We start from the raw sequence: 22,575 nt of genomic DNA on the forward strand, positions 1-22,575 counted from the left end.
TCATGGAAAAGACCTGGAACAACAAAGCCTGGTTCATGGTTCTGCCGGTGCTGGTGCTCGTCGCCTTCTCGGCGGTGATCCCGCTGATGACCGTGGTCAACTATTCGGTTCAGGACACCTTCGGCAACAACGAGTTCTTCTGGGCCGGGACCGACTGGTATGTCGACGTCCTGACCTCCGACCGCTTCTGGGACGCGCTCACCCGCAACCTGATCTTTTCGGCGATCATCCTTGCGATCGAAATCCCGCTCGGCATCATCATCGCGCTCAACATGCCGAAGAAGGGCCTGGGCGTGCCGGTCTGCCTCGTCCTGATGGCGCTGCCGCTCCTGATCCCGTGGAACGTCGTCGGCACCATCTGGCAGGTCTTCGGACGCGTCGACATCGGCCTGCTCGGCCACACGCTGGAAGCGCTGGGGATCAACTACAACTACGTGCAGAACCCGATCGACGCCTGGGTCACGCTGATCGTCATGGACGTCTGGCACTGGACGAGCCTTGTGGTGCTGCTCTGCTATGCCGGTCTCGTCTCGATCCCGGACGCCTACTATCAGGCCGCCAAGATCGATGGCGCGTCGCGCTGGTCCGTGTTCCGCTACATCCAGCTGCCGAAGATGAAGCGCGTGCTGCTGATCGCCTTCCTGCTGCGCTTCATGGACTCATTCATGATCTACACCGAACCCTTCGTCGTCACCGGCGGCGGCCCGGGCAACTCCACCACCTTCCTGTCGATCGACCTCGTAAAAATGGCCATCGGCCAGTTCGACCTCGGTCCGGCGGCAGCCCTATCGATCATCTACTTCCTCATCATCCTGCTGCTCTCGTGGATCTTCTACACCGTGATGACCACGAGCGACGCGCAGAGCTGAACCGGGAGGGAGGAGAGACCAATGAACACGACCAAAGCACCGCTTTCGCAACGCCTGTCCTGGCTGGTTCCGACGATCTACATCGTCTTCCTGTTGTTGCCGATCTACTGGCTCGTCAACATGAGCTTCAAGGAAACGAGCGAGATCCTCAGCACGTTTTCGCTGTGGCCGCAGAACCCGACGCTGCGCAACTACATGGTGATCTTCACCGACCCGTCCTGGTACAAGGGCTATATCAACTCGATCATCTACGTCGTCATGAACACGGTGATCTCGGTTTCGGTGGCGCTTCCGGCGGCCTACGCCTTCTCGCGCTACCGCTTCCTCGGCGACAAGCACCTGTTCTTCTGGCTGCTGACCAACCGTATGGCGCCGCCGGCCGTTTTCGCGCTGCCGTTTTTTCAGCTCTATTCGGCCTTCGGCCTGATCGACACCCACATCGCGGTCGCGCTGGCTCACTGCCTGTTCAACGTGCCGCTGGCGGTCTGGATCCTGGAAGGTTTCATGTCCGGTGTGCCGAAGGAGATCGACGAGACCGCCTATATCGACGGCTACTCGTTCCCGCGGTTCTTCGTGAAGATCTTCACGCCGCTGATTGCCTCGGGCATCGGCGTCGCGGCCTTCTTCTGCTTCATGTTCTCCTGGGTCGAACTGCTGCTGGCCCGCACGCTGACGACCACCGCCGCCAAGCCGATCGCCGCGATCATGACCCGCACGGTCTCGGCCTCCGGTCTCGACTGGGGCGTGCTGGCGGCAGCCGGCGTGCTCACCATCATCCCCGGCGCGCTGGTGATCTACTTCGTACGCAACTACATCGCCAAGGGCTTTGCCCTGGGCCGCGTCTAAAGGAGCTTCGTCATGAATTTCTCATGGATGGCATGGACGCTGCCGACGGCGCTGTTCTTCATCACCATCGCGCTGCTGCTCGTCGGCATGGCCGTGTGGGAATATGTCTCGCCGGGCGGCAACCCGCGCGTCGGCATCCTGCGCTTCGAGACGACGCGCGGCGACAGGCTTTTCGTATCGCTGCTCGGCAGCGCCTTCATTCACCTCGCGTGGCTCGGCCTTGGCGGACCGAACCTCTGGTGGGCTCTCGCCCTCTCGGTGGTCTACGCCATCGGCGTCTTCCGCTACGTGTGAGGTGAACGGACTGGGGGGCGGGAAGGGCCCCTCGAAACTGCAATGGACGCAATCGCAAAACCCAAAGGGAGGAAATTATGCGACGGCACCTTTTGACAACGACGGCAGTCATGCTGCTGGCTTTCACCGGCTCGGCCTTTGCCGGCATGGACGAGGCAAAGAAGTTCCTCGACAGCGAGATCGGCGACATGTCCGCTCTCGACCGCGCCGCCCAGGAAGCGGAAATGCAGTGGTTCGTCGATGCGGCAAAGCCTTTTGCCGGCATGGACATCAAGGTCGTTTCCGAAACGATCACCACCCATGAATACGAATCGAAGACGCTGGCCAAAGCCTTCACCGACATCACCGGCATCAAGATCACTCACGACCTGATCGGCGAAGGCGACGTCGTCGAAAAGCTCCAGACGCAGATGCAGTCGGGCGAAAACGTCTATGACGCCTACATCAACGATAGCGACCTCATCGGCACCCATTGGCGCTACCAGCAGGCCCGCAACCTGACGGACTGGATGACCAACGAAGGCAAGGACGTCACCAACCCGAACCTCGACATCGACGACTTCATCGGCAAGTCCTTCACGACAGCACCTGATGGCAAGCTTTACCAGCTGCCCGACCAGCAGTTCGCGAACCTCTACTGGTTCCGCTACGACTGGTTCAACGACGAGAAGAACAAGGCGGACTTCAAGGCGAAGTACGGCTACGACCTCGGCGTTCCCGTGAACTGGTCGGCCTATGAGGATATCGCCGAGTTCTTCACCGGCCGCGAAGTCGACGGCAAGAAAGTCTATGGTCACATGGACTACGGCAAGAAGGACCCGTCGCTCGGCTGGCGCTTCACCGACGCCTGGCTGTCGATGGCCGGCAACGGCGACAAGGGCATCCCGAACGGCAAGCCGGTCGACGAGTGGGGCATCAAGGTCGACGAGAATTCGCGTCCTGTCGGCTCATGCGTTGCCCGCGGCGGCGACACCAACGGCCCGGCCGCCGTCTACTCCATCCAGAAGTATCTGGACTGGATGAAGGCCTATGCACCGGCTGCAGCCCAGGGCATGACCTTCTCGGAATCCGGACCGGTGCCGTCGCAGGGCGAAATCGCCCAGCAGATGTTCACCTACACGGCGTTTACGGCCGACTTCGTCAAGCCGGGCCTGCCCGTCGTCAACGAGGACGGCACCCCGAAGTGGCGCTTCGCTCCGAGCCCGCACGGCGTCTACTGGAAGGACGGCATGAAGCTCGGCTACCAGGACGCCGGTTCCTGGACGCTTCTGAAGTCCACCCCTGACGATCGCGCCAAGGCCGCATGGCTCTACGCGCAGTTCGTGACCTCGAAGACCGTCGACGTGAAGAAGAGCCATGTCGGCCTGACCTTCATCCGCCAGTCGACGCTGGATCACAAGAGCTTCACCGACCGTGCGCCGAAGCTCGGAGGTCTGATCGAGTTCTACCGTTCGCCGGCCCGCCTGCAGTGGTCGCCGACCGGCACGAACGTTCCTGACTATCCGAAGCTCGCACAGCTTTGGTGGCAGGCGATCGGCGATGCCTCCTCCGGCGCGAAAACCGCCCAGGAAGCCATGGACTCGCTGTGCTCCGAGCAGGAAAAGGTGATGCAGCGCCTGGAACGCGCCGGCATCCAGGGCGATATCGGTCCGAAGCTCGCCGAGGAACACGACCTCGAATACTGGAACAAGGATGCCGTTTCCAAGGGCAACCTCGCTCCGCAGCTGAAGGTCGAGAACGAGAAGGAAAAGCCCCAGACCGTCAACTACGACGAACTGGTCAAGAGCTGGCAGAAGTAACATCCCCAAGACGACGGCCGCCCCTTGAAAACGGGCGGCCGAAGATCAGGAGATGCGGCACCGGGGTCGGCAACGGCCCCGGTTTTTCGTTGCCTGAAAGCAGATCACTGGGAGTAGCTCGGAAATCCCTGCCGCCCGAGCCACGCCACCACCAGGGCCGGAAGCAGGATAACCAGCAACGCAACTGGAAAAACACCCGCACCGACACTGTCCAGCAGCAGACCGCCAACCAATCCGCCACCTGCCATTGCCGCATTCCAGGTCGTGACGACCATCGACTGCGCCGCATCCGCTTCCACGCCGGCTGCCTTTGCCGAAGCGGTCTGAAACAGCGTCGCTGCGCCGCCGAAAGCGAGCCCCCAGATGATAACCCCGGTGTAAATCGCGACCGACAGATCGGACCAGAAGGCGAGCACTAGCGATGCTGCCGCAAACAGGATCATGCTCGCCAGAACCAGCCGGCGCAAATGCCTGTCGACCAGCGCCCCGATCACCGGAATGACGACCAACGAGGCGACGCCGAAGACAAGCAGCACCCTGTCGGCTTCCGCATCCAGGCCCGACGGCTGCAGGAACGGTACGATGTAGGTGTAGAGAATATTGTGAGCGAGAACGACGGCAAACATCACAAACAGCACCGGCCGGATCCCGGGCAGCCGGAACACGGACGACAGCGGCTGGCGGCGTTCGCCGCGCTGGCCCGGAAAATCGGGCAGTGCCCACAGGCTCCAGCCGACGAGCAGGATTGCCGCGACGCTGAGAAGACCGAAGGTCAGGCGCCATCCCGCCGCGGCCCCGAGCAGCGTCCCCGCTGGAATGCCGATCGACAGCGCCACCGGCGCGCCGAGCATGGCGATGGCAATCGCCCGCCCCTGCTGGTGCGGCGCCACCATGCGGATGGCATAGCCGGCGGCAAGCGCCCACAGCAGCCCGGCAAACACACCGGCGAAAAAGCGCGCCGCCATGGTCAGGGCATAATCGTGCGAAAGCGCAGTCACCGTGTTGACCACGGCAAAACCGGAGATCGCGGTGATCAACAGCGGCCGCCGCCGCCAGGTCCGCGTCAGGGCCACCAGCGGAATGGCGGCGACGAGCGAACCGATCGCATAGATCGTCACCATCTGCCCGACGAGGGATTGTGAGACGCCGAGGTCGCCGCCGATTTGCGTGAGCAACCCGGCCGGCAGTGCCTCGGTGAGGATGGTGATGAAGCCAGCGGTCGCGAGCGCCAGCAGCGCGGAAAGAGGCAGCCGGGCGCCGGCGGCAGGCATAGATAATGTTTCCTGCGAAGGTAAAAGCGCGCAGTCGTTGGATTGCATGACGTTTATCTCTCGGGATGGCCGACGGGACCGTCGGTCTCAAAGGGCGCGGGAAAGACGCACGAGGCGTTCGCCACCGACTGGGGCCGGCGGCGATCTCGCCTATGCCGATGCTGCGCGCCTGGGCAGCACCAGATCATCGACGCGATAGGTGTGGAACTCGCTGGTCGAGACCGTATCCAGCGCCCTGAATTTCTCGAGGAAAACCGGGTCGCTGAAGAACTCCTCGACATTTCCTTCGCCGGCTATCGCCTCGATGTTGACCACGGTCTTGCCGTCGGTGCTCTTTGAGAGGTTGCTCCAGAGAAAGCCTTCCTTGCGCTCGGCCACATAGTGGACCACGTCCTGGATCAGGCCAAACGCCTCTTCCTGCTTGCCCTCGTGGGCGTGGATGACATTGACGATGAAGACGGTGGGTTCGGGGTTTCCGCGGAAACCGGCCACAAGTGTCTCTTGCATGTGTTCTCCATTCTTTTGCCGACGCTGTTGTTGCGCAGCGAACGCGCTGTGTCGGCCAGGCGGACTATGGCGAGCTTCCAATCAGGGAAAAATACGCTACAGCTCCGAAGATATCGGACAAGAATATCTACAATCCCGAAGAACGGACGAGGACGAAAAATGGACAGCCTTGGGGCACTCAATGCATTCGTGCAGGCGGCAGACGCCCGCAGCTTTACCGAGGCCGCAGCCCAGCTCGGCGTTTCCCCCTCCGCCGTTGGCAAGGCGATTGCCCGCCTGGAGGAGCGATTGAGCGTTCGCCTCTTTCATCGCAGCACCCGCAGCGTCACGCTGACACCGGAAGGCACGCTTTTTCTCGAACGCTGCCGGCGGATCTTTTGCGAGATCGAAGCGGCGGAAGCCGAGTTGGTACAGAGCCAGGAAGCCCCGCGCGGCAAGCTGCGCGTCAGCCTGCCAATGGCCGGCATGCTGCTGATGCCGACGCTTGCCGCCTTCATGCGCGCCTATCCGGAGGTCGAGATCGATCTCGATTTCTCCGACCGCATGGTCGACGTCATCGAGGAAGGTTTTGATGCGGTGATCCGCAGCGGCGAACTCGGCGATTCCCGTCTGATGATGCGCCAGCTCGGCACGTTCCACCCCTACCTGGTCGCTTCACCCGCCTATTTCGAGCAACATGGCGTGCCGGAGACGCCTGCGGACCTTGAACATCATCATTGCCTACATCACCGCTTTCCCTCGACAGGCAAGCTAGAGACCTGGCCGCTGGTGCAGGATGGCGTTGTACTCACTGTCGACCTGCCGATAACAGCCGTCTCCAACGCGCTGGAACCGCTGATCCACATGGCCGAGGAAGGGCTCGGCATCGCCTGCCTTCCGGATTTCACCGTCGGGCGGCAGTTGCGCGAGGGAACACTTGTACCGGTTCTCGAAAACCGGCTGCGCCGTTGCGGCACCTACCGTATCCTCTGGCCCTCGAGCCGGCATCTCGCGCCGAAACTGCGCGTCTTCGTCGACTTCATGGCCGCCAATCTCTTCCCGGCAAATGGCGGCTCGTCGAGCCCGCTTTGACAGGAAACCGGGCCTACGATTTCGCCAGCACCCGGCGTGCGGTCTTGCCCGGCCGGTCCTTGTCGAAAATCGCCCGGATCGCCTGCTTCGTGCCGTCATCCATCAGCACGACCATGTCCAGATAGAGTTGCCTGTCGACGATAACAAAGCGGACGTCGAACGGTTTGCCGCCATAATGGCCGCTGGCCTTCTCGCTCCAGCGGCCGATGCCGTTCGCGGTCCCGGTGCGCGTCTTCAGGTCCGCATGGGCAAATGCGAACCAGCCGCTGCTGGAAGACACTTTCAGGATCGGCCCGTGCTGCTTGATCGCCAGCCAGCAGGTGTCACAGGTGCCGGCGTTCGACACCATTTGCCGCCACTGCCCAGGGAAATCCGCGGTCTCGGCGTTGGCGGCAAACGGCCACAACACCACGACAATGGCGATCAGGACGCCGACCAATCGGTGAAACGTGCCAGCAGGCGACGAAGATTTCATATGCTGCAATCCCATGGAAACCCGGAGGCGAGCGTTCGCCTTGATACCGGTCGAGATTGCCTGCGCTTCATTGCGGTAACGTTGCATCTGTTCCGCCGTTTTCCGCCAGTGTTGCGGTCCGGCAGTTCCCATTGTTGATGCCCATTTCCCCCGAATTCCCGAAAGTGTTTACTCCTGGGTTGTCCTTGCGGCATTCTGTCCCGGCACCAAAGATGCCTTTCCCCTGTTGAAAGACGGGGCCCCTGTTGGAGGACGGGGGAGCGGACTGGTCGACGTGATGGGAGGAGTAACCATGAGCGACACATCGAGCATACACCCGGTGGACGAGAAGCTGCCTGTCGGCAAGCTAGCGACCCTTGGGATCCAGCATGTTCTCGTCATGTATGGCGGCGCCGTCGCGGTTCCGCTGATCGTCGGCCGGGCTTTGCAGCTCAGCCCTCAGGATGTCGCCTTCCTGATTTCGGCCGATCTTTTCGTCTGCGGCCTCGTCACCATCATTCAGTCGCTCGGCATTACCCGCAGCGTCGGCATCCGCCTTCCCGTGATGATGGGCGTGACCTTCGCCTCCGTCGGGCCGATGGTGTCGATGGCGACGATGACGCCCGGCCACGAAGGCGCACGACTGATCTTCGGGGCCATCATCGGCGCAGGCCTTGTCGCGCTGCTGCTCGCCCCGATCATGGGGCGGTTGTTGCGCTTCTTCCCGCCCATTGTCACCGGCACCATCATTCTTGTCATCGGCGTGACCCTGATGCGCGTCGGCGTCAACTGGATCTTCGGCAACCCCTTCGGACCGACGGCACCGAAGCTGGTCGATCCGACCCACGCCGAATGGCTGGCCGAACTGAAAAAACTCGCCAGCACCGGCGGCCCAGCCGTTCCTGATGGTGTCGTGTTGGGCGCCACCGTCCCGAACCCCATCTATGCCGAGCCGAGCCATGTCGGGCTCGCCGCCTTCGTGCTGATCTCCATCCTCGTAGTTGCGCGCTACGGCCGTGGGCTGATCAGCAACATTGCGGTCCTGACCGGCATCGTCATCGGCTGCGTCTTTGCCGCCGGCCTCGGCATGATGCATTTCGACCGGGTGGCGGATGCCGGCTGGTTTGCCGTCGTAACGCCCTTGCGCTTCGGCATGCCGATCTTCGATCCGGTGCTGATCGCCACCATGTCGCTGGTGATGATCGTTGTGATGATCGAATCGACAGGCATGTTCCTGGCGCTCGGCGAGATCACCAACAGGGAAGTCTCGCAACAGCAGCTGACCGCCGGCCTTCGCGTCGACGGCATCGGCACAATGATCGGCGGCCTGTTCAACACCTTCCCCTATACCAGCTTCTCGCAGAATGTCGGCCTTGTCGGCGTCACCGGCGTGAAGAGCCGCTATGTCTGCGTCATGGGTGGTGCGATCATGATCGTGCTCGGGTTGATCCCGAAGATGGGTGCCTTGGTCGAGGCGGTGCCGACCTTCGTGCTCGGCGGTGCCGGCCTTGTCATGTTCGGCATGGTGGCCGCCACCGGCGTGCGCATCCTGTCGACCGTCGACTTCAAATCGTCGCGCAACAACCTGTTCGTCGTTGCCGTCTCTGTCGGCTTCGGCCTGATCCCGCTGATCGCACCGAACTTCCTGATGTGGATGCCGCATGCGATCCACCCGATCATCGAATCGGGCATCGTGCTCGCCTCGATCTCGGCAGTCGTGCTCAACGCCTTCTTCAACGGCCTGCGCGTCGAACGCTCCGCCTCGATCAATGCGGCAAGACTCGCCGACAGCCACTGAGCCGGCTCAAGACCATCAGCCCCGGCCTTCGCAAGGAGGCCGGGGCTTTGTCGTTCCAGCGCCAGAATAACCTCGACACTTCGATCACGGGCGAAGCATCTGCCCGCGCCGACACGGTAGAACGAGGCAACGAAAACGCCCCGAAGGATCCGACCATCATGGCCAAGAACAATCTCACCCTCGAGCTTCTGCTGCTCGCCTTGCTCGCAACGCTGTGGGGTGCGTCTTACACCTTCATCAAGATCGGCGTCGAAACCATCCCGCCGGTGACGCTGATCGCAGCCCGTACGCTGATCGCCGGCACTATCCTGCTCGTGGTCCTGCGCATGCGCGGCGTCAGGCTGCCGCGCGACGCGGCCACATGGAAACGCTTCCTGTTCCAGGCTTGCCTCAACAGCGTCTTCCCCTTCACGCTCATTGCCTGGGCGGAACAGACGATCGATGCCGGCGTCGCCTCGATCCTCAATGCCGCCACCCCGATCTTTGCCTTCCTGCTGACGGCGCTGATCACCCGCCATGAGGCGGCAACGCCGAGGAAGCTGATCGGCGTGATCGCGGGCATGGCCGGCATCAGCCTGATCATCGGCGTCGAAGCCTTCGGCGGTATCGGCGACCAGCTGCTGCCGCAGTTTGCCGTGGTTTTTGCCACCGTCTGTTATGCAGGGGCTGCTATCTTCGGAAAGAATTTCAGGGGCCTCGACCCGATGGTCCCTGCCGCGGGCTCGCTTCTTGCCGGCGCCGTGCTTCTCATCCCGGCAAGCCTGGTGATCGACCAGCCGTGGACGCTCGCCCCTTCCGCCCCGTCGGTGATCGCGCTCGTCTGCCTTTCCGTATTTTCGACGGCGCTGGCCTTCGCCATCTATTTCCGGCTGATCCAGACGCTCGGCTCGGTCGGCGCCACGGCGCAGGCCTATCTGCGCGTACCCGTTGGCGTCGGCATCGGCGTTCTCTTCCTCGGCGAACGCCTGTCGGACACAATCTGGATCGGCCTTGCCTGTGTCGTCATCGGCGTTGCCGCCATGACCATCCCGGCGCGCCGGACGAGCGCTGTCATCATTGAGCGGAGCTAAGGCAACATCAGCGGCAAAACAGAAAAGACGCAGCGATCGCCCGCTGCGCCTTTTCGACGTTACGAAGCAATGTCGCTCAGTCCTTGCGCTTGCGGCAATAAAGCTCGAGCCTGTGGCGAACCAGATCGTAACCGAGTTCGGCAGCGATCTCCGCCTGCAGCTGCTCGATCTTGTCGGAGCGGAACTCGATCACGGCCCCGGTGTCGATGTCGATCAGGTGGTCGTGGTGAGGCGCGTCGGCCGTCTCGAAACGGGCGGTTGCGCTTTCGAAGGCGTGGCGCTGCACGACGCCCTGTTGCTCCAGCGCCGACAGCGTCCGGTAGACGGTCGACAGCGAAACGGTCGCATCGATTTCCTTGGCGCGGCGGTGCAATTCGCTCGCATCCGGGTGGTCTTCGGCTGTCGCGAGTATCTTCAGGATTGCCGCGCGTTGCCGCGTTACGCGCACGCCGCCGTCCCGAAGCACGCCTTCCAGCTCTTCAACGCGATTCTTGTTCTGTTTCATGGCGCTACACTAGCCAAGCCCGGTTAGTTTGAAAATAGCCAGTTGCGAATGCTTCTCATTTGCATTGACTTATGCAAATCATTCCCCTACTCCTGTGCAAGACAACATCGGGGAGTATGGAATGATCGATCAGACGAGACGCGCGATCCTGGTTGCAGCAACCGCATTGGCAGCCTTCGCGCTCGTTCCGGGCACCGCTCTGGCGCAGGAAAAGTTCAAGGCCGTTACGACGTTCACGGTGATTGCCGACATGGCCAAGAACGTCGCGGGCGACGCGGCCATCGTCGAATCCATCACCAAGCCCGGTGCGGAAATCCACAACTACCAGCCGACGCCCCGCGACATCCTGAAGGCACACGATGCCAAGCTGATCCTTTGGAACGGCCTCAATCTCGAACTCTGGTTCGAAAAGTTCTTCCAGAACTTCGACGAAGTTCCAGGCGTGGTCGTCTCTGAAGGTGTCGAGCCGATGGGCATCGCCGAAGGTCCCTATAGCGGCAAGCCGAACCCACATGCCTGGATGTCGCCTTCGGCAGCACTGATCTATGTCGACAACATCCGCGACGCATTCGTGAAGTACGACCCTGATAATGCCGAGACCTACAAGGCCAACGCCGAAGCCTACAAGCAGAAGATCGAGGCGGCGATTGCCCCGATCCGGACCGAGATCGGCAAGATCCCGGAGGACAAGCGCTGGCTGGTTTCGAGCGAAGGCGCCTTCAGCTACCTCACCCGCGACTTCGGCCTGAAGGAGCTTTACCTCTGGCCGATCAATGCCGACCAGCAGGGCACGCCACAGCAGGTGCGCAAGGTCATAGACGCCGTGCGGGCGCACAACATCCCCGTCGTCTTCTCCGAAAGTACGATTTCGCCCGACCCGGCGCAGCAGGTGGCGCGGGAAACCGGCGCCAAATACGGCGGCGTGCTCTATGTTGATTCGCTGAGCGAGGCGGACGGTCCGGTGCCGACCTATATCGACCTGCTGCGCGTCACGTCCGAAACCATCGCGAAAGGCCTTTCGCAATGAACCTTCAGGTGAAGACCGGTGCCCGCCCGACGGCCGGCACCGGAGATATTGGCAGCGGCATCCGTGTCTCCGGCGCGACGGTGACCTATCGAAACGGCCACCGTGCCCTGCGCGATGCCTCCTTCGAGATCCCGACCGGCACGATCACCGCCCTTGTCGGCGTCAACGGCAGCGGCAAGTCGACCCTCTTCAAGGCGATCATGGGTTTTGCCCGGCTGGCCAAGGGCGAGATCTCGATCCTCGGATTGTCGGTGCCCGAGGCTCTGAAGAAGAACCTCGTCGCCTATGTCCCACAGGCAGAAGAAGTCGACTGGAATTTTCCTGTTCTGGTCGAGGACGTGGTGATGATGGGCCGCTACGGCCACATGAACATGCTGCGCATCCCGAAAAAGGCCGACCATGAGGCGGTGTCGGCAGCCCTTGCCCGTGTCGGCATGAGCGACTTCCGCAAGCGCCAGATCGGCGAGCTTTCCGGCGGCCAGAAGAAGCGCGTGTTTCTTGCCCGCGCCCTCGCCCAGGATGGCCGCGTCATCCTGCTCGACGAGCCCTTCACCGGCGTCGACGTCAAGACGGAAGACGCCATCATCCGGCTGCTGATGGGCTTGCGCGACGAAGGTCGCGTCATGCTGGTCTCGACCCACAATCTCGGCAGCGTACCGGAATTCTGCGACCGCACCGTTCTCCTGAAGAATACCGTGCTCGCCTACGGCCCGACCGAAACGACCTTCACCCGCGAAAACCTCGAACTCGCCTTCGGCGGCGTGCTCCGGCATTTTGTGCTCGGCGGCGACAGCCTGCATGACGACGCCGATCCGCGGCAATTGTCTGTCATCACCGACGACGAGCGGCCGCTGGTGATGTACGGCGCCAAGGGGCAGATGGTGTCGCAGCCGGCCAAGCCCGAGACCGACCCGGAGGCAGCAGGCAAATGATCGCCACGCTCCTCGAGCCCTTCACCTACAATTACATGGTCAATGCCATGTGGGTGAGCGCCCTGGTCGGCGCCGTCTGCGCCTTCCTGTCGTCCTATCTGATGCTGAAAGGCTGGTCGCTGATCGGCGACGCGCTCTCGCACTCGATCGTCCCGGGCGTCGCCGGCGCCTATATGCTCGGCCTGCCCTTCTCGCTCGGCGCGTTCTTTTCCGGCGGGCTTGCGGCCGGTGCGATGCTCTTTCTCAACCAGCGCACCCGGCTCAAGGAAGACACCATCATCGGGCTGATCTTCACCTCGTTCTTCGGCCTCGGCCTGTTCATGGTGTCGCTGTCACCGACCTCGGTGAACATCCAGACGATCGTTCTCGGCAACATCCTCGCGATCACGCCTGCCGACACGCTGCAGCTTGCGCTGATCGGCATCATCTCGCTTCTCATCCTGACGGCGAAGTGGAAGGACCTGATGGTCACCTTCTTCGACGAGAGCCATGCGCGCTCGATCGGCATCCCGACGACTTTTCTCAAGGTGCTGTTCTTCACACTGCTGTCTGCCTGCACGGTCGCAGCGCTGCAGACAGTCGGCGCCTTCCTGGTGATCGCCATGGTGGTGACACCAGGCGCCACCGCCTATCTGCTCACCGACCGTTTCCCGCGGCTGATCGTCATCAGTGTCGCGATCGGCGCGCTCACCAGCTTCTTCGGCGCCTATTTCAGCTACTTCCTCGATGGCGCCACCGGCGGCATCATCATCGTACTGCAGACGCTGATCTTCCTCGCAGCCTTCGTTTTCGCGCCGAAGCACGGATTGCGGGCGGCGCGCCGGCGCAGCGCCGAAGCCCTGGAGGCCGCGCCATGATTTCGCTCGACCTTCTGCTCGCCGTCTTCGAATTCGAGTTCATGCGCAACGCGCTTTTGATCTCGGTTCTGGTGGCGATCCCGACGGCGCTGCTCTCCTGCTTCCTCGTGCTGAAAGGCTGGTCGCTGATGGGCGACGCCATCTCGCATGCGGTCTTTCCCGGCGTCGTCATCTCCTACATCGTCGGCCTGCCGCTTGCAGTCGGTGCCTTTGCCGCCGGCATGTCCTGCGCGCTCCTGACCGGCTACCTCAAGGAAAACAGCCGCATCAAGCAGGATACGGTGATGGGCGTGGTGTTTTCCGGCATGTTTGGCTTCGGCCTGGTGCTCTACACCAAGATCCAGAGCGACGTGCATCTCGACCACATCCTCTTCGGCGACATGCTCGGCATCGGCTGGCCCGATATCATCGAGACCGGCCTGATCGCGCTGGTGGCGACCGCTATCCTGGCCGTGAAATGGCGGGATTTCCTGCTGCATGCCTTCGACCCGGCCCAGGCCAAGGCCGTTGGCCTGCGCGTCAACTGGCTGCACTACGGGCTCTTGGCAATCCTGTCGCTGACGATCGTCGGTGCTCTCAAGGCTGTCGGCCTGATCCTCGCCATCGCCATGCTGATTGCCCCCGGCGCCATCGCGTTCCTGATCACCCGCACCATGGGCAGCATGCTCATCGTTGCCGTGCTGGTCGCGACCGTCGCCTCGTTTACGGGCGTCTATCTCTCGTTCTTCATCGACAGCGCCCCGGCACCGACCATCGTGCTCTTGATGACCGTGATCTTCCTCGCCGCGTTCCTGTGGTCGTCCTTCCGGGCGGCCCGCATCGAGGCGCAGCGCGCGCCCGTCGAATAAGTTAGAGGCTCCCTTCCGCGGGAAGGGAGCCTCTAAATTGTCATCTCAATGGCTCGGATGGAGCGCGTCGTTGAGATACATGCAGGTCAGCATGGTGAAGATATAGGCCTGGATGACCGACATCAGCAGTTCGAGCCCCGTAAGCGCCACGGTCATCATCAAGGGCATGACGGCACCGAGCATCCCAAGCGCGCCGAAGCTGCTGAGGCTGACGACGAAGCCGGCAAACACTTTCAAGGTGATATGGCCGGCAAGCATGACGGCGAAAAGACGAACGGAGTGGCTGACCGGGCGCGAGATGTAGGACACGACCTCGATCGGGATGATGATCGGCGCCAGCACCAGCGGCACGCCCGACGGCATGAACAGGCGGAGAAAGCCGAAGCCATGCTTGACCAGGCCGTAGATCGTCACGGTCAGGAACACCAGAGCCGCCAGCGCAAAGGTCACGGCAATATGGCTCGTCACCGTGAAGGCATAGGGAAACATGCCGATCAGGTTGGCGACCAGGATGAACATGAACAGCGAGAACACCAGCGGGAAGAAGCGCATGCCGTGCTCGCCGGCATTCTCGCGCAAGGTCTTCGACACGAACTCGTAGAGAATTTCGGCTGCCGACTGCGCCCGGTTCGGCACCAGGCCGCGCCGACGCGTCGAAAGCATCAGGAAAAGGCTGGCAATCGCCACCGTCACGATCATGAAGACGGACGAATTGGTAAAGCTGATATAGTGTCCGCCGACCTCGGCGATGTGGAAAAGCGACTTGATCTCGAATTGTTCGATGGGTCCGGCCATCATGAGCCTCGTGCGTTGGCAAGGAAGCAACCACGGCGCGCCGGCGGCGGCCGCAGGCGCATCAAATTGTGGGAGAAGCAGGCGAATGCCGGTCTCGCGATGGAGCGCGATGGCGCCCGAAGCAAAAACTCAGCTCTGTCAGGAAGGAAAAGCGCACGCGGACGTGCCGCAGGCGAGAATGCTGCATGATGCGATCGACTCCATTATCTCGCGTATCGAGATAGTGGGGCCGTCCCCAGGCGAAGCATCGACGCGGGTCGTCCCGCGTGCGCCTGACCTAGAGACAAATTTCGGCGAGGTCAAGCCGACACACACCCTGGGATAGAGCGCTGGCTTCTGCATCGGATCGTTGAGCCGACCGAGGCTCAGCCAAAATCCCGGTGGTCGGCCAGCACCTCTTCGATCACCTTGCGGCTCTTTTCCGCCTCGGCAGAGTTGGTGCCGGGGAGACCGGCATAGACGATCAGCGCCTTCCAAAGAGTCCAGCCGCGTCCGCGCGCCCAGGTACCGGCATCGAGCCCCATGCCGGCGCGAAAGACTTCTCGGCTTTCCCCACGAAACAGCGTCCAGGCGATGGCGAGATCACAGGCGGGATCGCCGATGCCCGAGGTGCCGAAATCGATGACAGCGCTCAAGCGACCGTCTTCCACGAGCAGATTGCCCCAACTGATATCGCCGTGGAACCAGACCGGTGCGCCCTGCCAGCGTGCCGAAAGCGCCGCCTGCCAGACGTCGCGTGCGGCTTGCGTATCGATGCGTCCCTCAAGCGCCACGAGCGCGTGGCGCGTCTCGGTGTCGTAGTGGCCAGGCGGCCCACCGCGAAAGAAATTGTGCACACCCGGCAGCGGCCCACCGCTTGGATCCACCTCTCTCAAGGCGACTAGAAAACGGGCAAGGTCCTCGGCAAAGATCGTGAGGTCGCCGATGCGTTCATCCGCCGCCGTCTCGCCCGGCAGCCAGCGATAGACCGACCACGGCCATGGATAACCCTCGCCGGACACCCCCCTTGCGAGCGGCACCGGGATCGGCAGCGGCAGGTGCGGCGCCAGCTTCGGCAGGAAGACCTGCTCCTTTTCCACCTGCAGCGCATAGGATGCGGCACTCGGCAAACGGACGGTCATGTCCTGTCCGAGATGAAAGGTACGGTTGTCCCAGCCGCCTGGAAGCAAGGGGGCGATGTCGAGCCCGGCCCACTGCGGAAACTGCGCGGCGATCAGGCGCCGGACCAGCGCCGCATCAATGGTGGGAATGATCGTCGATTGGTCGGACATATCGAAACAAGCGCCTCGCCAGAGTCGGGACGCCTGTTTTAGCCGATCGTCGTGCCTTCGCAACTTTTCCGCCCGAGGCGGACAAACCGACTTAGCCGATCCGCGTCGCCTTCAGCCTGTCTTCATCGAGCACGACACCGAGCCCCGGAGCCTCTCCAAGTTCGAGCCAGCCGCCCGCATGGCGCAGCGGCGCCTTCATCGGAAAATCGCGGCGCACCTCGCTCCATTCCGGATTGTCGTAGGGATATTCGAGCCAGGGCGCATCGCCGACACCGGCCGTCAGGTGGGCGTTGGCAAGCACGCCGATGCCGTTGGTCCAGGAATGCGGCGTCATCATCACGCCGGCCTCGCGCGCCTGGAAGGCGAGACGCCGGCAACCGGTGATGCCGCCGACGAGCGCCACGTCAGGCTGGATCACGTCGAAGGCACGGTCCTCGATGATATCGCGAAACTCGTAGAGCTCGCGGGTCATCTCGCCGCCAGCGATGCGCAGCGACGTCGCATCCGAAAGCCGCCGCATGCCCTTGCGGTCCGAGCGGTGCAGCGGCTCCTCCATCCAGTAGATGCCGAGCCGCTCCAGCTCGCGCGCCACCATCAGCGCATCCTTGAAGGTCCAGGAGAGCGTCGTATCCCAGGGCATGCGCCAACCCTGGTTGCAGTCGACCATCAGGTCGAGACGATCGCCGACACGGGCACGGATCGCTTCGAGCGCGCGCACGTCGTCGCGCCAGGTGCCGCGACCGCCGGACGATGACGAGAAGCGCACCTTCATTGCCGGAAAGCCTTCGTCGACATAGCTTTCCGCTTGCGCGGCCATGGCGCCGGGATCGCGCAGCACGCCCGAGGAGGCATAGAGGCGCACCCGATCCGACCGGCCACCGAGCAGTCGCCAGACCGGCTCGCCGGTGATCTTGCCGGAGAGGTCCCACAACGCCAGATCCATCGGCCAGCAACGGCCATAGTGGAAATTGATGTGCGAGAGCACCTCGTAGTGGCGCTCGAGCTGGCGCGGATCCTCACCGATGAACAGGTCCTCGTGCCCCTCGAACCCCTTCATCAGGTCGCCGGAGCCGATACCCTCGCGGCCCTCGTCGTCCCGGACGCGCACGATGGTCGCGTCGAACTGTCGGCGCGGCCGCCCGTCCCAGCTCGCCTTGAACGGCGGATCGAGCGGCAGGCGATGGTGGCTGATCTCGATGGATGCGATCTTGCTCATGGTCTCTCCCCCGAAGGCTCAGCCGAACTGCTGCCAGATGGTCTTGTAGTCGCAATATTTGTCGATCGCATGCACGGAGCGGTCGCGGCCGAAGCCCGACTGCTTGAAGCCGCCGAAGGGGGTCGCAAAGTTAGACATGTCATAGGTGTTGATCCAGACCGTGCCGGCATGGATCGCCTCGGAAAACCGATGCGCCCGATCCATGTCTTTCGTGAAGACGGCACCCGCCAGCCCGTAGATCGTATCGTTGGCGATCCGCAGCGCCTCCTCCTCCGTATCGAAGGCGATGGCGGCCAGCACCGGGCCGAAGATCTCCTGGCGCGCCAAGCTCATGTCGTTGGTCATGTCGACGAAGACGCCGGGCGAGACGTAGTAACCGCCAGTCTCGGTCATCACCCGCTCGGCGCCAAAGGCGCGGCGTGCGCCCTCCTTCTCGCCGACTGCCACCAGCGACAGCACCTTTTCAAGGTGCGCCTCTTCGATCAGCGCACCGATCTGGGCTGTCGGGTCGAGCGGATGCCTAAGCGCAATGTCGCTCTTCGTCACCGCCTCGATCTTTGCGATCAGCGCGTCCTGAACCGAGCGATGCACGATCAGCCGGGTCGAGGCATGGCATGTCTCGCCGGAATTGTAGAAGCAGCCCCAGGCAACAGCCGAAGCCGCTGCATCGAGATCGGCATCTTCGAAGACCACCAGCGGCGACTTGCCGCCGAGTTCGAGGGCCACCCGCTTGACGTTCGACTGCGCCGCATAGCCCATGATCAGCTTGCCGACCTCCGTCGAGCCGGTAAAGGCGATCATGTCGACGTCCATATGCAAAGCCAGCGGCTTGCCGGTCTCTTCGCCATAGCCGGTAACGACGTTGAACACGCCGGCTGGCAGCCCGGCTTCTACGGCGAGGCTCGCAAGGCGAATGGCGGTGAGCGACGACTGCTCGGCCGGTTTAAGCACGACGGAATTGCCGGCCGCGATCGCCGGCCCTAGCTTCCAGGCGTCGATGATCATCGGGTAGTTCCAGGGCGTGATCACACCGATGACGCCGAGCGGCACCTTGCGCACCAGCGCCCGGGCGTTCGGGCCGGTCGGCGCAATCTCGTCATAGAGCTTGTCGATCATCTCGCCGTAGAACTGGATGCCGTCGGCGCAGAGCCGGACGTCGACATTGAGCGACGCCATGATCGGCTTGCCCACATCGAGCGTTTCGAGCATGGCGAGTTCCTCGCCATGGGTCCGGATGAGATCGGCCCATTTGAGTATGATCTTCTTTTTCTCAAGCGGCTCCTTCCGTCGCCAGATGCCCCTCTCGAAGGCGGTCCGCGCGCTCGCGACCGCCGTATCGATATCGGCCACACCGCCCCGCGCGATTGCCGGCCCCGGCTTGCCGTCCATCGGCCGGGCGCGGATGAACGTTTCGCCGGAGGCGCTGGCACGATGTTCGCTGTCGATGAAATGCCGACCCTCCGGCTTCAACGCCGAAAGAACGTCTTGCCAATAGTCGCGCGTAAAGACCTTGCTCATTTCGTGTCGTCCTTCGCTTACATCGTCTTTGGCAGAGCCATGATTGTCGCCGCAAACCGATCGATATCCGCGTCGTCGATCGGGCGGATCGTCGATCGCCGCATCGGCTGGTTTTCCGGCGCTTTCATTTCTGCGGCCAGATCGCCGGCTCCGAAAGCTTCGAAGGTAGCAGGAAGCGCCCTCACAAGGCCGCAGCGGTCCATGAGGCGCGAAACGAAGTCCGGAAGGTCGCTGGCACGGGAAGAGCCGCAAGCTCTCGCAGCGGCCTCAAGCTCGACTGTGTCGGCATCGACAAGCCAATCGAGCGTCGCCTCGAAACCGAGCGCTGTCGCAAGGCCATGGTGAACTGGCGCCAATCCTGCGAGCGCGTGGCTGATATTGTGGGCGACGGCAGTGCCGCAATTGTCGATGGCGATGCCGGCATAACAGGAGCCGAGCAAAACGTCGGCGCGGGCTTGCAGATTGCCGGGCTCGCGCACCGCCGTCTCCAGCGATGCCGTCAGCAGGCGCAGGGCCTCATGTGCATAGAACTGCGCGCCGCGGTGCGTGTTGCGGTTCGTCGCCGCCTCGAAGGCATGGATGAAGGCGTCGAGGCCGCACCAAGCGGTCAGATGTGCCGGCAGCGTCGTCGTCAGCACCGGATCGAGCAGCACCAGATCGGCCTTGGTTTCCGCCCCCCAGATCCAGAGCTTCTTGCCCTCGGGCCCGGCAAAGATGTTAGTCGCCGACGTCTCGGAGCCGGTTCCGGCCGTCGTCGGCACCATGATCTTCTTCAGGGGGGTCTTCGGCAGCGCATTGGCGGCAAGCGCATAAAACATCGGATCTTCGCCGGAGGCAGCGCAGCAGGCGGCGATCTTGGCGATATCCAGCGCCGAACCGCCGCCGATGCCGATCACGAGGTCTGAGCCGACGGCGGACTTCGTGGCTGCGCGCACATGTGCGAGTTTCGGCTCGCCGGCAAAATCGGAAAACACCCGCGTTGCAACACCCTCATGGTCGAGGCTGTCGACGATGCGGCCGGCAAGACCGGACTGGGCGAGGAAACCGTCGATGACGATCGTTGCCGCGGCAGCGCCCTGCGCTTTTGCGGCCGTGCCGATGGTCGTATGGATATTGTCTGCCAGGCGGATTTCGGGAATGAAGGAAGTGGAGAAGGACAAGGTCGTCTTCCTGTCGCCGCGGGATGATCGCTTTACCCTGCATCACAATCTGATATTTTCAAATCCATGCAATTTTCGGCCTTTTTGATAACCTGAGATCATGGAACACCGGCTGCTCGACCGTATCCCGCTGGAGGCTTTTCGCGTGTTCGACGCCGCCAGCCGGCATATGAATTTTTCCCGTGCCGGTCGCGAGCTCAACATCACCCAGGCCGCCGTCAGCCGGCGCATCAAGACGCTCGAGGATCATCTCGGCAGCCCGCTTTTCAGCCGTCGCGGCAAGAACCTGGAACTGACGCCACAGGGCGAACGGCTGTCCCAGCGCGTGCGGGCCTCGCTCGACTATCTCGAGGAAAGCCTGGAACCCTTCCGTGGCGCGACCGGCCAGGCGATCTCGATTGCGGCCAGCGGCTCGGTCTCCCACCTCTGGCTCGGCACCAGGCTGCGCGAATTCGGCAAGGAGAACCCCGGCATTTCCATCCGGCTGCTGACCTCCGACAGTCCCTCGGAGCTGGCATCCGAAAACAACGACCTCGTCATCCTCTATTCGACCGGCGATCATCCCCGCTGGCACCTGACGCCGCTGATGGCGGAAGAACTGGCACCGGTCGCATCGCCTGATTATCTCGCCTCGCGCGGGCTCGATGCGGCGATGCTGACGCCGCAGGCGCTCGCTGCGCTCGATCTCATCGACTATGACCGCTTCAACGCCAATTGGATCTCCTTCCAGCAATGGTTCGAGCGCACCGGTGCGGGCACGCGTGGCGCCAGGCTGCGACCGCGATACACATTTTCGACCTATGTAATGGCTGTCGATGCCGCCCTTCGCGGCGATGGCGTCGCGCTCGGCAGCCTTGGGCTGCTCAGCGGACATATCGACGACGGCAGGCTCATCGTTCTCGGCGGCAAGACGCTCGCCACCGGCTATGGCTACTATCTCGGCCTGCCCCGCAATCGGCCATCGAGGGACGAGGTGCTGCGCCTACACGCCGCACTCGCAAAGTCGACATGAGCAGCGGACGCGCCAAGGCGATGCCACCGCCGAAACAGCCAAGCCGCACCGGCGTGGCCTTCTTCCTCTTTGCCTTGGCGGTGATCGTCACGGCAATAGCGGCGACGGTCCTGCTTGCCAACGAACAGCGAAACCTGAAACGGTTGCTCAGGGCGCTCGACCTTCCAACCACATTTCTCGAAAAGGCGAAGCGCCCGGAGCCACCCGCCCAGGTCAAGCGAAAGCCGCCACGCATCGCCTTGCCGGTCTGGACCTTCCAGGATCTGCACACGCCGGAGCAGCAGTTCCTGCGGGTGTTGCGCAGCGATCCGCGCGCGCTCTGCGACGAACTGCGCGAGGCCGGCTTCCGCGAACTCGAATGGAAATCGAGCGCCGGCGAGCGCGGCCAGTGGGAGTGCTCTTCGCTGGTGTCCTTCCCGCGGCCAGGGGTCGACAAGACCTCGTCGATCTTCATCTTCATCAAGGGCAGCGGCGAGGAAGAGATCACATCGTTTCGCGTCAAGCTCAACATCGAGCGCCCTGAGGATGCCCAGGTGGTAACGACGAGTGCCGCACGCGCCGCATCGGTCTTCCTCGATCACGTGCGCTGGGCCGATGGCGGCAGCATCACGCTGCAGATCCAGGCACTGAAGGAGTTCGACGTCAAGCGCTTCGGCAGCCGCGTTCAGTTCAAGCGCGAAACCGACGAGACCACGGCACGCTACAATTTCCTCGCCAACCAGCCAGCCCGCGCCCGCCCGAAGACCATCGCCGAAGTCTATTTCGACCGGGAGAAGTGGCTCCCCTACGGCACTGACGACGTCCGCAGCTTCGTTCTCGGTCCGACGGCGTGGAACGGGCCGGCCAAGGTGCCGGCGAGCGGCGAAACGGAAACGGGCACGGCCGAGAATTCTGGACCAGAAAAGACCGACCTCAACACAAAACCCTGACCTGGGCTCAGCGATCGATCCGCGTCGAGAGAATGATCGACGACAGCGTCCGGTCGACGCCGTCGATTTCGCCGATGCGATCGATCAGAAGGTCGAGTTCGTTGATCGAGGCCGCAGCAACGACCGCGATCAGATCAAAGCTGCCGCTGACGGAGTGGAGCATGCGGATCTCGCGGATGGCGGCAAGCTCCGGCGTCACACGGCTGAGCGCCCGCGGCGCGATGGTGATCAGCACATGCGCCTTGACGAGACCCTTTTCATAGCTCTCCGACAGACGGACACCGTAGCCAGCGATGATCCCCTCGCGCTCCAGCCGCTCGATCCGCGCCTGCACGGTCGTTCGCGACAGGCCGAGCCTGCGGGCAATCGTCGCCGTCGGCATGCGGGCGTTTTCGCTGAGCACGGCGAGAAGTTCGCGATCCTTGTCGGTGATCTGCATTTCGTCGGTCCATCTAGGCAATCTGCCGAATATCTATAGGCGATTTAGTCATATCAGCGCTTCAAATCAACAGCTTCCCACCTGACA

General features: G+C 62.8%; 23 protein-coding genes. 13 read left to right on the forward strand and 10 right to left on the reverse strand.

The annotated features are described in order from the left end of the window. Window positions 1-2: 2 nt before the first annotated feature. From LPJGGPFB_RS00360 to LPJGGPFB_RS00375, 4 genes are all read left to right on the forward strand, one after another. Window positions 3-869, forward strand: a complete 867-nt coding sequence (locus tag LPJGGPFB_RS00360; RefSeq protein WP_065780770.1) for a carbohydrate ABC transporter permease — start codon at window positions 3-5, stop codon at window positions 867-869. A 21-nt stretch (window positions 870-890) separates the two neighbouring features. Next, on the forward strand, window positions 891-1,715 hold the full coding sequence (locus LPJGGPFB_RS00365) for a carbohydrate ABC transporter permease (RefSeq protein ID WP_173418227.1): 825 nt from the start codon (window positions 891-893) through the stop codon (window positions 1,713-1,715). A gap of 12 nt (window positions 1,716-1,727) precedes the next feature. Continuing rightward, window positions 1,728-2,009, forward strand: coding sequence for a DUF2160 domain-containing protein (locus tag LPJGGPFB_RS00370; RefSeq protein WP_112805408.1), 282 nt, complete (start codon window positions 1,728-1,730; stop codon window positions 2,007-2,009). A gap of 77 nt (window positions 2,010-2,086) precedes the next feature. Then, window positions 2,087-3,808, forward strand: a complete 1,722-nt coding sequence (locus LPJGGPFB_RS00375) for an ABC transporter substrate-binding protein (RefSeq protein WP_173418228.1) — start codon at window positions 2,087-2,089, stop codon at window positions 3,806-3,808. 104 nt (window positions 3,809-3,912) lie between these two features. Here LPJGGPFB_RS00375 and LPJGGPFB_RS00380 read toward each other — a convergent pair whose 3' ends face one another. Beyond that, the gene (locus tag LPJGGPFB_RS00380; protein WP_210264326.1) at window positions 3,913-5,079 is read right to left on the reverse strand and encodes an MFS transporter; all 1,167 of its coding nucleotides are present in this window, start codon (window positions 5,077-5,079) and stop codon (window positions 3,913-3,915) included. Between the two features lie 150 nt (window positions 5,080-5,229). Further along, window positions 5,230-5,586, reverse strand: a complete 357-nt coding sequence (locus tag LPJGGPFB_RS00385) for an antibiotic biosynthesis monooxygenase (RefSeq protein ID WP_173418230.1) — start codon at window positions 5,584-5,586, stop codon at window positions 5,230-5,232. Between the two features lie 159 nt (window positions 5,587-5,745). On the opposite strand from LPJGGPFB_RS00385, the gene LPJGGPFB_RS00390 reads away from it, so the two are divergent. Further along, window positions 5,746-6,657, forward strand: a complete 912-nt coding sequence (locus LPJGGPFB_RS00390; protein ID WP_173418231.1) for a LysR family transcriptional regulator — start codon at window positions 5,746-5,748, stop codon at window positions 6,655-6,657. A gap of 13 nt (window positions 6,658-6,670) precedes the next feature. Here the strand turns inward: LPJGGPFB_RS00390 and LPJGGPFB_RS00395 are convergent, their stop codons facing one another. Next, window positions 6,671-7,219, reverse strand: coding sequence for a hypothetical protein (locus LPJGGPFB_RS00395; RefSeq protein WP_173418232.1), 549 nt, complete (start codon window positions 7,217-7,219; stop codon window positions 6,671-6,673). Window positions 7,220-7,424: 205 nt separating this feature from the next. On the opposite strand from LPJGGPFB_RS00395, the gene LPJGGPFB_RS00400 reads away from it, so the two are divergent. Continuing rightward, the gene (locus tag LPJGGPFB_RS00400) at window positions 7,425-8,909 is read left to right on the forward strand and encodes a nucleobase:cation symporter-2 family protein (protein WP_173418233.1); all 1,485 of its coding nucleotides are present in this window, start codon (window positions 7,425-7,427) and stop codon (window positions 8,907-8,909) included. 158 nt (window positions 8,910-9,067) lie between these two features. Further along, a complete protein-coding gene (locus LPJGGPFB_RS00405; protein ID WP_173420908.1) occupies window positions 9,068-9,979 on the forward strand; it encodes a DMT family transporter in 912 nt (303 codons plus the stop codon). Window positions 9,980-10,055: 76 nt separating this feature from the next. Here the strand turns inward: LPJGGPFB_RS00405 and LPJGGPFB_RS00410 are convergent, their stop codons facing one another. Beyond that, window positions 10,056-10,484: a Fur family transcriptional regulator gene (locus LPJGGPFB_RS00410; RefSeq protein ID WP_173418234.1), complete on the reverse strand. Its 429-nt coding sequence runs from the start codon at window positions 10,482-10,484 to the stop codon at window positions 10,056-10,058. A 121-nt stretch (window positions 10,485-10,605) separates the two neighbouring features. On the opposite strand from LPJGGPFB_RS00410, the gene LPJGGPFB_RS00415 reads away from it, so the two are divergent. From LPJGGPFB_RS00415 to LPJGGPFB_RS00430, 4 genes are read left to right on the forward strand one after another with little or no spacing between them, the layout of a single operon-like run. Further along, window positions 10,606-11,511 (forward strand): metal ABC transporter substrate-binding protein, encoded by a 906-nt coding sequence (locus LPJGGPFB_RS00415; protein ID WP_173418235.1) that lies wholly within the window; start codon window positions 10,606-10,608, stop codon window positions 11,509-11,511. Continuing rightward, on the forward strand, window positions 11,508-12,443 hold the full coding sequence (locus tag LPJGGPFB_RS00420) for a manganese/iron ABC transporter ATP-binding protein (protein WP_210264327.1): 936 nt from the start codon (window positions 11,508-11,510) through the stop codon (window positions 12,441-12,443). Before LPJGGPFB_RS00415 ends, LPJGGPFB_RS00420 begins: the two co-directional genes overlap by 4 nt. Beyond that, on the forward strand, window positions 12,440-13,300 hold the full coding sequence (locus LPJGGPFB_RS00425; protein WP_173418236.1) for a metal ABC transporter permease: 861 nt from the start codon (window positions 12,440-12,442) through the stop codon (window positions 13,298-13,300). The genes LPJGGPFB_RS00420 and LPJGGPFB_RS00425 overlap by 4 nt, the downstream gene beginning before the upstream one ends. Further along, a complete protein-coding gene (locus tag LPJGGPFB_RS00430; protein ID WP_173418237.1) occupies window positions 13,297-14,148 on the forward strand; it encodes a metal ABC transporter permease in 852 nt (283 codons plus the stop codon). The genes LPJGGPFB_RS00425 and LPJGGPFB_RS00430 overlap by 4 nt, the downstream gene beginning before the upstream one ends. Window positions 14,149-14,193: 45 nt before the next feature. Here the strand turns inward: LPJGGPFB_RS00430 and LPJGGPFB_RS00435 are convergent, their stop codons facing one another. The 5 genes from LPJGGPFB_RS00435 to LPJGGPFB_RS00455 all read right to left on the reverse strand — a co-directional run bounded on the left by LPJGGPFB_RS00435 (window position 14,194) and on the right by LPJGGPFB_RS00455 (window position 20,108). Next, on the reverse strand, window positions 14,194-14,943 hold the full coding sequence (locus tag LPJGGPFB_RS00435) for a F0F1 ATP synthase subunit A (RefSeq protein ID WP_173418238.1): 750 nt from the start codon (window positions 14,941-14,943) through the stop codon (window positions 14,194-14,196). Window positions 14,944-15,308: 365 nt separating this feature from the next. After that, entirely contained in the window at window positions 15,309-16,214 is a 906-nt protein-coding gene (locus tag LPJGGPFB_RS00440; RefSeq protein WP_173418239.1) for an aminoglycoside phosphotransferase family protein, read from the reverse strand. Between the two features lie 91 nt (window positions 16,215-16,305). Then, window positions 16,306-17,430, reverse strand: a complete 1,125-nt coding sequence (locus tag LPJGGPFB_RS00445; RefSeq protein ID WP_173418240.1) for a mandelate racemase/muconate lactonizing enzyme family protein — start codon at window positions 17,428-17,430, stop codon at window positions 16,306-16,308. An 18-nt stretch (window positions 17,431-17,448) separates the two neighbouring features. Continuing rightward, on the reverse strand, window positions 17,449-18,948 hold the full coding sequence (locus tag LPJGGPFB_RS00450; RefSeq protein ID WP_173418241.1) for an aldehyde dehydrogenase: 1,500 nt from the start codon (window positions 18,946-18,948) through the stop codon (window positions 17,449-17,451). Between the two features lie 17 nt (window positions 18,949-18,965). Next, window positions 18,966-20,108, reverse strand: coding sequence for an iron-containing alcohol dehydrogenase (locus LPJGGPFB_RS00455; RefSeq protein ID WP_173418242.1), 1,143 nt, complete (start codon window positions 20,106-20,108; stop codon window positions 18,966-18,968). A gap of 100 nt (window positions 20,109-20,208) precedes the next feature. Here LPJGGPFB_RS00455 and LPJGGPFB_RS00460 point away from each other — a divergent pair, with 100 nt between their 5' ends. Both LPJGGPFB_RS00460 and LPJGGPFB_RS00465 read left to right on the forward strand, forming a co-directional pair. Then, window positions 20,209-21,120 carry a LysR substrate-binding domain-containing protein gene (locus LPJGGPFB_RS00460; protein ID WP_234902748.1) on the forward strand — a complete coding sequence of 304 codons (912 nt, stop codon included), beginning with the start codon at window positions 20,209-20,211 and terminating at the stop codon, window positions 21,118-21,120. Then, window positions 21,117-22,049, forward strand: coding sequence for a DUF6030 family protein (locus LPJGGPFB_RS00465; RefSeq protein WP_234902749.1), 933 nt, complete (start codon window positions 21,117-21,119; stop codon window positions 22,047-22,049). Before LPJGGPFB_RS00460 ends, LPJGGPFB_RS00465 begins: the two co-directional genes overlap by 4 nt. 7 nt (window positions 22,050-22,056) lie before the next feature. On the opposite strand, the gene LPJGGPFB_RS00470 is transcribed toward LPJGGPFB_RS00465, so the two are convergent. Beyond that, window positions 22,057-22,488 (reverse strand): Lrp/AsnC family transcriptional regulator, encoded by a 432-nt coding sequence (locus tag LPJGGPFB_RS00470; RefSeq protein ID WP_173418243.1) that lies wholly within the window; start codon window positions 22,486-22,488, stop codon window positions 22,057-22,059. Window positions 22,489-22,575: the final 87 nt, after the last annotated feature.

The sequence above is a fragment of the Ensifer adhaerens genome (assembly GCF_013283195.1).
Lineage (GTDB): Bacteria > Pseudomonadota > Alphaproteobacteria > Rhizobiales > Rhizobiaceae > Ensifer > Ensifer adhaerens_G.